The organism is Herbaspirillum sp. RV1423 (genome assembly GCF_000577615.1).
GTDB lineage: Bacteria > Pseudomonadota > Gammaproteobacteria > Burkholderiales > Burkholderiaceae_D > Herbaspirillum.
Genome location: NZ_CBXX010000004.1, coordinates 341,336 through 354,076 on the forward strand (window position 1 = coordinate 341,336; position 12,741 = coordinate 354,076).

A 12,741-nucleotide genomic window follows, 5' to 3' on the forward strand; every position below is an offset into this window, starting at 1 on the left:
ATCAATCCGCATGATCGCCCTCAACGCTGCTGCTTCAGGAAAATCGGCCAGGCGATCAGCGCACCGACCGCGCCGGCCAGCCATACCGCCGGCCACGATTTCCAGTCGAGCAAAGCCGGCACCGCCTGCGCCGCCATGAAGAACACCAGGAACACGCAGGTGTTGCCCAATCCCAGCGCCGTGCCGACCTGATGCGCGCCGGCCAGTGTCGCCAGCTCGGTGTAGGCGACGCCATGCCATGCCGACGCGCAGACGCCGCCCGCCACCAGCATCAGCACGACCGATCCCAATATCCACTGCGGCCATGCGGCCGGCGCCAGCGCCGTCAATACGCCGAGCGCAACGAACAACGCCGCGCTCAGCGCGCTGCACGTACGCAGATAATTGCGGCGATTGCCGTGACGGTCGGTCCAGCGGCCGCTCCATACGCGCATCACGGCTGCGCCGATCTGGATCGCCGCCATGGTGGCGCTGATCAGCGCCAATCCGGCATGGCCCACGTCATGCAAAAAAATCGTGGCGAAGGTCAGCACCGATACCTGCGGAAAACACAGGATGCCGATCGCCAGCGCGACGCGCCAGACCTTGAGGTCGCGCAAGGCGCCGCGGATTGGCGGCGCGGTTTTCGCCGACGATGCCGCCGGCGGTTCATGCAGCCACAGCCAGGCCATCGCTGCGCTGAGAATACAAAACAGCGCCAGCAAACCATACACGGCGGCAAAGCCGTGCGCCGCCGCCAACGACGGCAACACCAGCGCGCCGATGCCGCCGCCGACCGGCACGGCGGTCTGGCGGATGCTCATCGCCAGGCCCCGTTCGCCTTCGCGGAACCAGCCCATCACCGCGCGCCCGCTGGAACCGTTGACGCTGCCGCCGAGCAGCCCGACTGTCAGCAGCCCCAGCGCCAGCAGCCACTTCGACGGAATACCGTCGGCGCCGGGCGCGGCGAACAAGGCCATTGCCGCCAACGCCAGCGCGGTCGAGATCAGGCCGCGCAGCAACACCCTGCGATCACCCCAGCGGTCGGTCAGCACGCCCCACGGCAATTCGCTGACAGCTACACCGAGCCCGAGTGAACCGAGCGCCAGGCCGAGTTGGGTATTGTCCAGCCGATAATCTGCGCGCATGAAGATGGCCGTGACCGGAATGCCGGCGAAAGCGGCAGAAAAGCTGACGTTGGCCAGCACGCCGATGCCGAGGATTTTCCAGCGATGGCTGTCCTTGCGCACGGCGTTGACGGCAGCCGTCGGTTGCGCTGCTGTGTTCATGATGGGGCTCCGAGGTGATTTGACAGGGAGAGTGTGCCGTGCCACCATCCGTCCAAAATGACATAAAAACCTCGTTTTTAGACAACCCGCATCCCGGACCATTCAGGACATTACGCCATGCGCAAGATCGGATTTTTGCTTTTCCTCGATTGCAGCCTGCTCGACTTCACCGGGCCGCTGACTGCCTTCGACGTCGCCAACCGGCTCAGTACGGAAAAGGGCAAGGCAAGGCCCTATCAATTGCGCGTGATGTCGGAGCAAGGCGGCATGCTGGAAAGCGCGTCCGGCACGGCCGTGATCACCCACCCGCTTGAGCGCTCGGCATTCGACACGCTGATCGTCGCCGGCGGCGCCGGTCCGCGCGAAGGCTTACTGTCGGAGACATTGCTGGAATACACCCGGCACGCCGCCACCAAGGCGCGCCGCGTGGCCAGCGTCTGCACCGGCGCGTTCGTGCTGGCGGCGGCGGGCCTGCTCGACGGCAAGCGTGCCACCACACACTGGCGCATGGCGGCGCGCCTGCAGCGCATGCACCCGGCGGTGCAGGTCGACAGCGACAAGATTTTCATCAAGGACGGCGACGTCTGGACCTCGGCCGGCATCTCGGCGGGCATCGACCTGGCGCTGGCGTTGATCGAAGAAGACCTGGGCGTGGAACTGGCGCGTGCGGTGGCGCGTGAGCTGGTGGTATATCACCGGCGTCCCGGTGGACAATCGCAATTCTCAAACCTGCTGGAAATGGACCCCTCGTCGGGGCGCATCCGCGAGACGCTGAGCTATGCGCGCAACCATCTGCATGAAACGCTGACGGCGGACCGACTAGCGGAAATCGCCTGCCTGAGCCGTCGCCAGTTCGACCGCGCCTTCAGCGCCGAAACCGGCCAGACGCCGGCCAAGGCGATAGAGAAGCTGCGCGCCGAAGCCGCCCGTCCGCGCGTAGAAGCAGGAGAAGAATCGCTGGAAAACATCGCCCGCGCAGTCGGCTTCGACGACCCGGAACGCATGCGCCGCGCCTTCCTGCGCATATTCGGCTATCCGCCGCAAGCGATCAGGCGCGCACAGCGGCGGCAAGAAGCTCTGTATCTTTGAAGTTGAGGCGGGAGCAACGCCATCGAAGAAAGAAAAAACCAAGTTACCTAAAGAAAAAAGTCGGAACAAAACACAAACACAAAGCCATCAAGCCCGCACCAACCTCACCCGAGTAATCTCCGAAGGCGCCAACAACCGCTTAGGCGGCCCCCAATACCCCGTCCCCCGGCTGGTATACACCCACAAATTGCGCAGTTTGTTAAGCCCGGCAACGTAAGGCTGCTGCAACGGCACAAAAAAATTCCACGGAAAGAACTGCCCTCCGTGGGTATGTCCCGACAACTGCAGATCGAACCCTGCATCGGCCGCCGCAGCCGCCGAACGCGGCTGATGCGCCAGCAGTATCCTGGCGCCGCTGACCGGCGCGTTGCGGATCGCCGCATGCGGATCGCTGCGATGGCTTTCGTCGAAATGATGCGCGGTGAAATCGGTCACGCCGGCCAGCACCAGCGCCGCGCCGCCGTGGTCGAGCACGACATGCTCGTTCATCAGCACGGTCAGGCCGAGGCGCCGCACTTCGGCTATCCACGCGTGGGCATTGGAATAATACTCATGGTTGCCGGTAACGAAATAAGCCCCGTGACGCGACCGCAACTGCGCCAGCGGCGCGGTGTGTTCGGACAATTGCTGCACGCTGCCGTCGACCAGATCGCCGGTGATCGCCACCATGTCCGCCTCCAGCCCGTTGACCTTATCGACGACGGCACGCAGGTAACTGCGCTTGATAGTCGGGCCGATGTGGATGTCGCTGATCTGGATGATGGTGAAGCCGTGCAGCGCGTCCGGCAGATTGGCGATCGGCACGTCCACATCGACCACCGCCGCCAGCCGGCGCGCATTGACATAACCAATCGCCGTCAACAGCAAAGCGCAGCCGATCACGGCCCAGGCGGTGCTTTCGACGATCTCCGGCATCGCTGCATGGAAGAGCGGCAACGCCAGCAAGGCGACCTCGCGCACGATAGTCAGCAGCAACAGCGATGAAAACAATCCCATTGTCAACATGCCGATCCACGACAGCCGGTCGGCCCAGCGCTGGTTGCGCATGGCGCGCGACAACAACGCAGCCGGAATCAGGAAATACGACAGCACCAGCAACACGCCGCCGACAATCTGCCAGCCGGTATCGACGTCGAGCGCGGGCAGGATGCGCCAGCCTATCCACGCATGCAAGGCGCCCAGTATGGAGAGCACAAGAACGATGGTGAAGCGTGACGGCATGGGAACTCGCAAAGGAATGTGTTGGCGTGCATGTTGGTATGCATACGGCGTTTTCAATGGCTGTCTTGCATTGCTGACGCTAGCCTGAAGAATTGATGATCGGATTGCCATCTTTTCCCGACCCGCGCACCGATGCGGTGCAAGCTCGCAAAAAAATACTTGCAGGAGCACGCAATATCCGAGGCCGACCTCGGTCGCGCTCAGAACCGATAAAGCGCCGCCGGATTGTCGACCAGTATGCGCCTGCGCAGCTCCGACGACGGCGCCCACGCCGACAGCAGATCGAGCAGGTCGCGATTGGACGGCGGCGGATTGCGCCCCGGATGCGGCCAGTTGCTGGCCCACAAGCAACGCTCGGGAAATTCATGCACGAAGATTTGCGCCAGCGCGCCGACGTCTTCGTAGCCCGGCGCACCGGTTTGCGAAGTCTCGTACGGCGCCGACAGTTTGATCCAGCAGCGCCCGCTCTCCAGCAGGCGCAACAAGCTGCGCATGCCGGCATGATCGCGCGCGACCGGCTTGAGGAATTTGCCGTTGTGGTCGATCACGAGCCGGCACGGCAAGGCGCCGAGCACGTCTTCATATTGCGCAAAATCGCGGCCGTCGATTTGCAGGTTGATGTTCCAGCCCAGCGGCGCGATCTTGGCGGCCAGCGGTTCCAGCATGTCCCAGCGCATCACGCCGCCGCCGTTGGCGATCATCATGAAACGCACGCCGCGCACGCCGGCGGCATCCATGCGCGCCAGTTCGCTTTCATCCGTCTCCAGCGGAATGGCGACGATGCCGCGCGCGCTGCCTTGCGCCTGCTCCAGCGCATCGAGGGTGCAGCGGTTGTCGAAGCCGTAGCCGGTCGGCTGGACCACGACGGCGCGCGTCAGGCCGAGCTGCTCCTGCTCGCGGCGATAGTCCTGCCATAAGGCTTGCGGCGGCGTCGAGATTGCCGTCGGCGCCAGCGCGAAGCGCGTGTAATCGTAAATATGGATGTGGCAGTCGCAAGCGCCGGTCGGCGTCGGCAAGTCGGTGGAAGTCATGGCGAGCCCCCTTGGCTGGAACTGGCTGAAACAAAACGCGCCAAGCGACCGGCCCGGTCGGCATTGACGGCGCCGTCCGGCAGGCGGCCGGCGACAATCGCGGCGACCTGGTTGACGGTGTCCATGGCCTGATGCTCGGCGGCTTGCGGCGTCAATCCGCCGATATGCGGCGTGGCGATCAAGCGCGGATGGCGCGCCAGCAGCGGCGACGGCATCTGGTCGGGCGCCATGCCGACATCGATGGCGCAAGCGGCGATGTCGCCGTTGTCGAGCGCATGCAGCAGCGCCGTTTCATCGACCAGTTCGCCGCGCGAAGCGTTGATGAAGATGGCCGACGCCTGCATCTTCGCAAACGCCGCCGCATTGAACAACTGCATCGTCTCGGCGGTGGCCGGGGCCAGGCAGACCACATAGTCGGCTTGCATCAGCAGATCGTCGAAGCCGGTCGCCACATGCGCCGGCTCGACGATGGCGGCGTAGGGATCGGCCACCAGGATTCTCATGCCGAGCGCCTGCGCGATGCGGCACAGGTATTGTCCGATGGTGCCGTAGCCGGCCACGCCCAGCGTCGCGCCGCGCAGTTCTCGGCCCATTCTGACTGCAGGCACGATGCCGTTGCGATACGCCAGCGCCGACTCGCTGACGTTGCGACTGAGATCGAACATGACGGCCAGCACCCACTCCGCCACCGAGGCGGCAAATCCGGGCGTGGCGCGCGTGACCAGTACGCCGTTGCGGCTGCGGCGACGACGTCGATGTTGCGGATGTCGACGGCGCCTCGGCAATAGGCGACCAGTTGCGGCAACCGGTCGAACACCTCGGCGGTCGCCGCCGGAATGCGCGATGCGACGATGATGTCGCAGCCTGCGGCTTCGCGCACCAGGTCGGCCGGCGTCAGCGGCGTCTCGCTCCGGTTCAGGCGCACCTCGCCCAATGCCTGCAGGCGCGCCAGCGGCTTGTCGCCATAGTAGTTGGCGCGTGTCTCGGGCGAGTACGCGAGATAAATGTCGGCCATGTCTCTGAATGAAGAATGATTTAGCGCAGCTTGATTTCGACGTAGCGATTGCGCGGCTCGGGTGCGCCTTTCTTCGCCGGTACGCGCGGCTCGCGAGAACCCTTGCCGATGACTTCGACGCTGATGAGGTCGACTTTAGCACGTATCAGTTCGCGCTCGACCAACTTGGCGCGCCGCACCGATAAGGCATCGTTGAAGGCTTCGTTGCCGATGTTGTCGGCATGGCCGATCAGGATGAACTCGCCGGCCGGGAACTGCCTGAACTCTCCAATCGCCTGAGTAAGGAATCGACGCGAGGCGGGCGTCAGGCGATCGGTGCCCGGTTCGAACAGCAGCACATAGGTGCGCGATCGCATCGGCAGGTTCTGCATCACCGACGCATAGCGCTGCCCGACTTCGGCGTCTGTGAGTGTGAGCGTCTTGCCGGCCTTGCCGCCTTGCGTCTCGACCGAGGTGTAAGGCGTGGCAAGCGGGGTTTCGCCGCTGGCAGTCCTGACCACGATGCTGCTGGACGAGCCGTCCTGCTGCGGCAACAGGACAAAGTGCTCTTTCTGGCCGGCGCAAACGGCAAGAAATGATTCCCAGTCCCATGATCTGCTTCTTGATCCGTTTCTTGTTGTCGATGCGACAATGAACAGCGCACAACCGTTTTGGCAGGATATTATAGTGTCGATGTTGTCGCAAGGAAGTATTTCCGGCCGTCAAGCCCTCCGCCGGAAACCGCCGTGGAAGTGCCTTTGCAAGGTTCTTGCATGGCTTTCATGGCAAATTTTCCCGGCCCACCCTGTCAATCTTTACCCGAGAAGAGGATAATGCAGGGTCAAGCTGATTTATCAAGGGTTGGCCGTCCGGATCGTTGTTTTCCTCCGGGATCCCCTCGCGCGCGGTCGCCATCATTCATTACGGAAGTACTATTTTGACTACGACAAGAAGCAAACGCTGGAGTGGCAACATTGAATCCCTGAAAGCCGGTTATCTGGGAGGAGTCCTCGAACAGATGACCATTTACGGAGAACGCGTACAGTTCGCGCTGGTGACTTCCGGCAACGGTCCGCATTATCAGTTGACCAATACCGCCGGCAAGAAAATGGCTTTCGACGGCAACCATCACCTGCATCATCCGGAAGACGGTGAATTCGTGCCGGGCAACGCCACCGGGGTGTTTACGCTGGACCAGATCAGGCTGGCCAAGGCAGGCGGCGGAAAAACCACCCGCAGCCTGAGCACCGGCCGCGTCACGCGCTCCAGCGGTGTGCGCGCGCCAAGCGCCGCGACCCGCGCCAAGGAACTGGTCGATAGCGAAAAATACGAATACTTCAAGGCCAACCGTGCAACGCTGCCCGACACCATCGGCGAACATTCGGAAGAAATCACCACGCTGATGCGCGGCGGCATGCCGGCAGAACAAGCCTTCGGCGAAATCATCAAGAAGTACTTCTGAACGAAGACTCGCGGACGCCGTTCGCAGATGAAAAACGGGAGCTCTGCGGCTTAATGCCGTTCAATCAAGTGCAGAAGCTCCCTACCGCATTGTCAGTCCATCGCAACCATCGTCCTGACGAAAGTCAGGACCCGGCGTCGTATCGGGCGTCTTCAATAAATTTCCGGCACCACGATTTCGCTTGACACTTCGCGGCGGAAATAATCGTCGTGGCGCACGCGTTCCGGCAGCGAAATCGGCGCATGCTCGATTTCCGCATACGGCATCAGGTTCAGCAGATGATGGATGCAGTTCAGGCGCGCCTTTTTCTTGTCGACCGCCTGCACCACCCACCACGGCGCTTCCGGGATATGGGTGCGTTCAAGCATGATTTCCTTGGCCTTGGTGTAATCCTCCCAGCGGCGGCGCGATTCGAGGTCCATCGGACTCAGTTTCCACTGCTTGAGCGGATCGTGGATGCGGCTCAGGAAGCGCATGTGCTGTTCTTCGTCGGTGATCGAGAACCAGTATTTGATCAGTTGGATGCCGGAGCGCGCCAGCATGCGTTCGAACTCGGGCGCGGAACGGAAGAACTCCTCGTACTGGTCGTCGGTGCAAAAGCCCATGACGCGCTCGACGCCGGCGCGGTTGTACCAACTGCGGTCGAACAGGACGATTTCACCGGCGGCCGGCAGGTGCGACACGTAGCGCTGGAAATACCATTGCGTGCGTTCGCGGTCGTTCGGCGCCGGCAAGGCGGCCACGCGGCAAACACGCGGATTGAGGCGCTGGGTGATGCGCTTGATGACGCCGCCCTTGCCCGCCGCATCGCGGCCTTCAAACAGGATCACCACCTTGTGGCCGGTGGCGACCACCCAGTCCTGCAGCTTGACCAATTCGGCCTGCAGGCGAAACAGTTCGCGGAAATACAAACGACGATCGGCCTTGTCCTGCTCGGTCTTGGCGTCGACGCCGCCAGCCAGTTCTTCTATGGTGCGGTCTTCGATTTCCAGTTCCAACTCTTCGTCGTAGCTGTCGGCCAGCTCGCGGTGTATACGGCGCACCAGTTCTTCGTCGTTCATTTTTTCTCCATCGGGGGGATGACGGCCCGGATCGGTGTCCGGCCTGTCGGTTGGCACCGTTGGAACATACCTGAGGATTATGACCTTCAGGTGACAGAAGCATCGTTTATTGCTTGCCGGAATTATTTATCGTGTCCTGGCGCGCCTGCCATTCCCGTAAGGCGATGCGATAGCGCTCCAGCGCATTCTGGTAAATATCGAAGATGCAGGGATCGCAACCGCTCTGGCAACAGTCCTCCAACTCGGGCTCTCTTGGTGGAACCGGCTGTGGATCGTCGACGGGAATGAAGTTCGGCATGGCGGACAGCGTGGCAAATATCCGGATTATAAAATTCTTTCCAGGCATCAAGCTCATGCGAGCTTCCAGTGTGTTGCCAACGCGTCGCGATACGCAAATATTTGCCGAGAAAAACATACTACCCGGCAGTCCAAACGTATTTTCCAGTAGCATGGGGGCGTAGGAATCCGTTCAGCTAAAGACGCGAGAATAAACGAACACCCTGTTATGAGCGTACCGCAGCAACCGAAGAAAACCATTTCTGAAAACACCGGCCGCGATTCCGCCCTGGTTTTCAGGGCGAAAATATTTTTCGTCATCGTCTGCATCTCGCTGCTCGCGGTCGACGGCTGGCAAGCCTGGAAAGCGCGCACCGAACGACTCAACGAGACCGAAACCAGCATCGTCAACATGGCGCGGGCGCTGGCCCAGCACGGCGACGATACGCTCAAGGCGGCCGACCTGATCCTCTCCGGCACGGTCGACATGCTGGAATCTGAGGGCATCGGCGACGCGCTGAAACCGCGCATGCACAAGTTGCTGAAGAAACGCGTGAGCGAACTGGCGCAACTGGCGGGGCTGCTCATCCTGGACGCCGAAGGCAATGCCATCGGCGACTCCAACGATACGCCGTTCAGCGGTAATGTCAGCGGCCGTGCCTACTTCCGATACCATCGCGACCACCCTGACCGGAGACCGTATGTCGGGCCGCTGATCAAGAATCCCGCTGGCGCCTGGCGCCTGACCGTGTCGCGCCGCTTCGACTATCCCGACGGACGTTTTCGCGGCGTGGTGCTGGCGGCGATCGACATCGATTACTTCCGCAATTTCTATAACACTTTCAATATCGGCAAGAACGGCCTGATCATCCTCGGGCTGAATGAAGGCACGATGCTGGTGCGCCGCCCCTTCTTCGACAGATATGTCGGCGTTGATCTGAACAACGTGCCGATCTTCCGCGACTACGTCGCCAAAAACCATGACGGCACGCACACCACGCCATCCACCGTCGACGGCAAGGACAGGATCAATGCCTATCGGCATTTCAACCAGTTCCCGCTGTTCGTGGCGATCGCATTGTCCAAGGAAGAAGTGCTGGACGGCTGGGCGGAAGACACCCTGCACCATACCGCCGGCATCCTGATTCTGATCCTGATCCTGGCGCTGCTGGGCAACTGGCTGCTGCGTCAGATCAAGCTGCGCCTGGAAACCGAGGCGGAGTTGATGGTCGCGCGCGACAACCTCGACCAGCTCAACAAACATCTGCAAAACCTGGCGCTGGAAGACAGTCTGACCGGCCTCGCCAACCGCCGCCACTTCGATATCGGGCTCAGCGAAGAATTCGCCCGCGCGCTGCGCAACAATGACTCGCTGGCGTTGATCATGCTCGACGTCGACTGGTTCAAGCAGTACAACGATATTTACGGCCACCGTGCCGGCGACGACTGCCTGCGCCGTATCGCCGATCTGATCAATAAGGTGCCGCATCGGCTCGGCGACATGGCGGCCCGTTATGGCGGGGAAGAAATGGTGGTGCTGCTGCCGCAGACGACGCTGGAATCGGCCGCCGTCATCGCTGAACGCATCCGCGCCGGCATCGTCGCGCTCGACATCCGCCACGCCGCCAGTCCCCTGACCGTCGTCACGGTCAGCGCCGGCGTCGCGGCGATCCGCCCGAAGCGGCAATCGGACCAGCCCGAACAACTGGTGGAGCAAGCCGACCGCGCGCTGTATGTTGCCAAAGCCAAGGGGCGCAATTGCGTGGCGCGCCATGACGACGTCGCTATCGACAGCGCTTATCCCTGACCGGCGTGGCACAATGCAGCACGTTCTATGTCAATGAATCACGCAATCCATCACGCCATGAATCAGGAACACCTTCTCAAACTGGTCAGCATGGAAATGCCCTATGGAAAATACAAGGGCCGGCTGCTGGCCGACCTGCCCGGCCATTATCTCGGCTGGTTCGCGCGCGAAGGGTTTCCGCGCGGAGAACTGGGCAGCTTGCTGGCGCTCATGTACGAGCTGGATCACAACGCCTTGCGCCACTTGCTCGATCCCCTGCGCAAAGATGCCCGCGACCCTTGAACGCCGTCAGGGAACGATGGTGGTGAACAGGTAAACCGCAAAGATCACCAGATGCACCATGCCTTGCATGACCGTGGTACGGCCGGTGCTCAGCGAAAAACCGGCGACGATGAACGACAGCATCAGCAATACCGTCGATTTGATGTCCAGGCCGAGCGACAACGTCCAGCCGGTCGCCAGCGACACCACCGCCACGGCCGGAATGGTCAGCCCGATGCTGGCCAGCGCAGAGCCGATCGCAAGATTGAGGCTGGTCTGCAAACGATTGGCGCGCGCCGCGCGCACCGCCGCGAGGCCTTCGGGCAGCAGCACGATGGCGGCGATGATGATGCCCACCACCGACTTCGGCGCACCCAGATTGTCGAGCGCCGTTTCCAGCGTCGGCGCCAGCGATTTCGCCAGCAACACCACTGCGCCCAGGCAAGCCAGCAGCAATAGCGCGCTGGCAATGGCAACCTTGTCGGACGGCGGTTCAGCGTGGACTTCTTCATCGGCGGCGGCGTTTTCGGGCAGGAAATAGTCACGGTGACGCACTGTCTGCACCAGCACAAAGGTGCCGTACAAGACCAGCGAGATCACCGCAATGAAGGCCAATTGGCTGGCGCTGTAAAACGGCCCGACCTTGGTCAGCGTGTAGTTCGGCAAGACCAGCGTCAGCACCGCGATCGCCGCCAGCGTCGCCAGCGATGCGCTGACGCCGTGTTGGCCGAACGATTGTTCGCGATGGCGGCTGGCGCCCACCAGCAGGCAAATGCCGACGATGCCGTTGAGGATGATCATGATGGCCGCGAACACCGTGTCGCGCGCCAGTCCCGTGGTCGCCTCCCCGCCAGCGAGCATCAGAGAAACGATCAGCGCCACTTCAATCAATGTCACCGCCAGCGCCAGCACCAGCGTGCCGAACGGCTCGCCGACCTTGTGCGCCACTACTTCGGCGTGGTACACCGCCGCCAGCACGCTGGCCATCAGGCCCGCCACCAGAAAGGCGGCGAACCAGCCGCCGGGTTGCAAACCGTTGGCGGCATAGACCAGCCAGCCAATGACGGGTGAAACGATGGACCACAACGGCAGCGACGGGGAAATTTTCATGAGATTTTCTATCGTTGTCAGAACGGTGGATGAAATACCGGTGCCGCAGGCGCGTGTCGGCACGCCATACCTGGCGGAAAAAGATAATAACCGATGTGTGCGGCGGCTTCGTTGCCGCCATCACGGGAAAACGCGACGGTCTGTGTCCAGCCTATGCGGACGGCCAGGGCGTCAGGATTTCGGCACCGTCGGCGGTCACGGCGATCATGTGCTCCCACTGCGCCGACAGCGAGCCGTCGCGCGTGACCACGGTCCAGCCGTCGGCCAATTGCTGCACGCCGCGCGCGCCCATATTGATCATCGGTTCGATGGTGAAGGTCATGCCCTGCCGCAACAGCAACCCTGAGTTGCGCGTGCCGTAATGCAGCACCTGCGGCTCTTCGTGATACACCTTGCCGATGCCGTGTCCGCAATATTCGCGCACCACGGAATAACCGGCCGCTTCGGCCAGCGTCTGGATCGCGTGGCCGACGTCGCCCAGGCGTACGCCCGGCCGCACCGCGGCGATGCCGGCCAGCATGGCGTCGAGCGTGGTCTGCACCAGGCGCGCAGCTTCCGGTTCGGGTGTACCGACGAAGTACATGCGACTGGTGTCGCCATGCCAGCCGTCCTTGATCACGGTGACGTCAATGTTGAGGATGTCGCCGTCCTTGAGCACATCCTTGGTGCTGGGAATGCCATGACACACCACGCTATTGATCGACGTACATAAGGTTTTAGGGAAACCGTGGTAGCCGATATTGGCGGGCGTGGCCTTCTGCACCTTGCGGATGTAATCGTGGCAGCGCCGGTCGAGTTCCTCGGTCGTTACACCGGGCGCCACATATTTGCCGATCATCTCCAGCACTTCCGCCGCAAGGCCGCCCGCCACACGCATCATGGCAATCTGTTTTTCGGTTTTGATGGAGACTGCCACGACGATCCTCGGTTGGGAAAAGGTCTCTATTATCCCCGATCAGGTCCATAGTGCGCACGAGGCGGGCTTTTTTCATTCCCATCTCCCTTCATCTCCCCTTCCTGAAGCCCGCGCCGGCACCGCCGATAGTTGCTTTGCGGCTATCAGGAATCGACTGATACCCCAGTGCAAGTTTCTCCAATAAGCTCCGTCTCACATCGGGCATAGCGGACTGACTTGCGCGGTTCCGGAACAACCCCAGTTCC

The 12,741-nt window shown here is 62.0% G+C and carries 12 protein-coding genes and 1 pseudogene; 4 read left to right on the forward strand and 9 right to left on the reverse strand.

Annotated elements, in window-relative coordinates:
- Window positions 1-20: 20 nt before the first annotated feature.
- Window positions 21-1,268, reverse strand: coding sequence for an MFS transporter (locus tag RV1423_RS06270; protein WP_034294352.1), 1,248 nt, complete (start codon window positions 1,266-1,268; stop codon window positions 21-23).
- A gap of 117 nt (window positions 1,269-1,385) precedes the next feature.
- Here RV1423_RS06270 and RV1423_RS06275 point away from each other — a divergent pair, with 117 nt between their 5' ends.
- Window positions 1,386-2,357: a GlxA family transcriptional regulator gene (locus RV1423_RS06275; protein WP_051516514.1), complete on the forward strand. Its 972-nt coding sequence runs from the start codon at window positions 1,386-1,388 to the stop codon at window positions 2,355-2,357.
- A gap of 87 nt (window positions 2,358-2,444) precedes the next feature.
- Here the strand turns inward: RV1423_RS06275 and RV1423_RS06280 are convergent, their stop codons facing one another.
- The 4 genes and pseudogenes from RV1423_RS06280 to RV1423_RS06295 form a co-directional block, all read right to left on the reverse strand.
- Window positions 2,445-3,578 carry a metallophosphoesterase gene (locus tag RV1423_RS06280; protein ID WP_034294358.1) on the reverse strand — a complete coding sequence of 378 codons (1,134 nt, stop codon included), beginning with the start codon at window positions 3,576-3,578 and terminating at the stop codon, window positions 2,445-2,447.
- Window positions 3,579-3,778: 200 nt separating this feature from the next.
- The gene (locus RV1423_RS06285) at window positions 3,779-4,609 is read right to left on the reverse strand and encodes an amidohydrolase (RefSeq protein ID WP_034294360.1); all 831 of its coding nucleotides are present in this window, start codon (window positions 4,607-4,609) and stop codon (window positions 3,779-3,781) included.
- Window positions 4,606-5,624: pseudogene (locus RV1423_RS30930) on the reverse strand (NAD(P)-dependent oxidoreductase). Before RV1423_RS30930 ends, RV1423_RS06285 begins: the two are co-directional and overlap by 4 nt.
- 20 nt (window positions 5,625-5,644) lie before the next feature.
- Window positions 5,645-6,157 carry an OmpA family protein gene (locus RV1423_RS06295; protein WP_231502071.1) on the reverse strand — a complete coding sequence of 171 codons (513 nt, stop codon included), beginning with the start codon at window positions 6,155-6,157 and terminating at the stop codon, window positions 5,645-5,647.
- A 383-nt stretch (window positions 6,158-6,540) separates the two neighbouring features.
- Between RV1423_RS06295 and RV1423_RS06300 the strand changes: the two genes are divergently transcribed.
- Complete coding sequence (locus tag RV1423_RS06300; RefSeq protein WP_034294362.1) at window positions 6,541-7,065, forward strand: hypothetical protein; 525 nt, start codon at window positions 6,541-6,543, stop codon at window positions 7,063-7,065.
- Window positions 7,066-7,217: 152 nt separating this feature from the next.
- On the opposite strand, the gene ppk2 is transcribed toward RV1423_RS06300, so the two are convergent.
- Entirely contained in the window at window positions 7,218-8,126 is a 909-nt protein-coding gene (ppk2, locus tag RV1423_RS06305) for a polyphosphate kinase 2 (protein WP_034294364.1), read from the reverse strand.
- 106 nt (window positions 8,127-8,232) lie between these two features.
- Window positions 8,233-8,577, reverse strand: a complete 345-nt coding sequence (locus RV1423_RS30590) for an oxidoreductase-like domain-containing protein (protein ID WP_231502072.1) — start codon at window positions 8,575-8,577, stop codon at window positions 8,233-8,235.
- A gap of 54 nt (window positions 8,578-8,631) precedes the next feature.
- Here RV1423_RS30590 and RV1423_RS06315 point away from each other — a divergent pair, with 54 nt between their 5' ends.
- Together RV1423_RS06315 and RV1423_RS06320 are read left to right on the forward strand one after the other, a co-directional pair.
- Entirely contained in the window at window positions 8,632-10,209 is a 1,578-nt protein-coding gene (locus tag RV1423_RS06315) for a sensor domain-containing diguanylate cyclase (RefSeq protein ID WP_051516516.1), read from the forward strand.
- A gap of 57 nt (window positions 10,210-10,266) precedes the next feature.
- The gene (locus tag RV1423_RS06320; RefSeq protein WP_034294365.1) at window positions 10,267-10,491 is read left to right on the forward strand and encodes a DUF3820 family protein; all 225 of its coding nucleotides are present in this window, start codon (window positions 10,267-10,269) and stop codon (window positions 10,489-10,491) included.
- Window positions 10,492-10,497: 6 nt separating this feature from the next.
- Here the strand turns inward: RV1423_RS06320 and RV1423_RS06325 are convergent, their stop codons facing one another.
- Entirely contained in the window at window positions 10,498-11,580 is a 1,083-nt protein-coding gene (locus tag RV1423_RS06325) for a calcium:proton antiporter (RefSeq protein WP_034294367.1), read from the reverse strand.
- A 151-nt stretch (window positions 11,581-11,731) separates the two neighbouring features.
- Window positions 11,732-12,502 (reverse strand): type I methionyl aminopeptidase, encoded by a 771-nt coding sequence (gene map / locus RV1423_RS06330; protein ID WP_197034891.1) that lies wholly within the window; start codon window positions 12,500-12,502, stop codon window positions 11,732-11,734.
- Between the last annotated feature and the right edge of the window lie 239 nt (window positions 12,503-12,741).

Coding starts and splice junctions, on each gene's coding strand:
- RV1423_RS06270 (WP_034294352.1), bottom strand. CDS start 1,268: ATGAACACAGCAGCGCAACCGACGGCTGCCGTCAACGCCGTGCGCAAG.
- RV1423_RS06275 (WP_051516514.1), top strand. CDS start 1,386: ATGCGCAAGATCGGATTTTTGCTTTTCCTCGATTGCAGCCTGCTCGAC.
- RV1423_RS06280 (WP_034294358.1), bottom strand. CDS start 3,578: ATGCCGTCACGCTTCACCATCGTTCTTGTGCTCTCCATACTGGGCGCC.
- RV1423_RS06285 (WP_034294360.1), bottom strand. CDS start 4,609: ATGACTTCCACCGACTTGCCGACGCCGACCGGCGCTTGCGACTGCCAC.
- ppk2 (WP_034294364.1), bottom strand. CDS start 8,126: ATGAACGACGAAGAACTGGTGCGCCGTATACACCGCGAGCTGGCCGAC.
- RV1423_RS30590 (WP_231502072.1), bottom strand. CDS start 8,577: ATGCTACTGGAAAATACGTTTGGACTGCCGGGTAGTATGTTTTTCTCG.
- RV1423_RS06315 (WP_051516516.1), top strand. CDS start 8,632: ATGAGCGTACCGCAGCAACCGAAGAAAACCATTTCTGAAAACACCGGC.
- RV1423_RS06320 (WP_034294365.1), top strand. CDS start 10,267: ATGAATCAGGAACACCTTCTCAAACTGGTCAGCATGGAAATGCCCTAT.
- RV1423_RS06325 (WP_034294367.1), bottom strand. CDS start 11,580: ATGAAAATTTCCCCGTCGCTGCCGTTGTGGTCCATCGTTTCACCCGTC.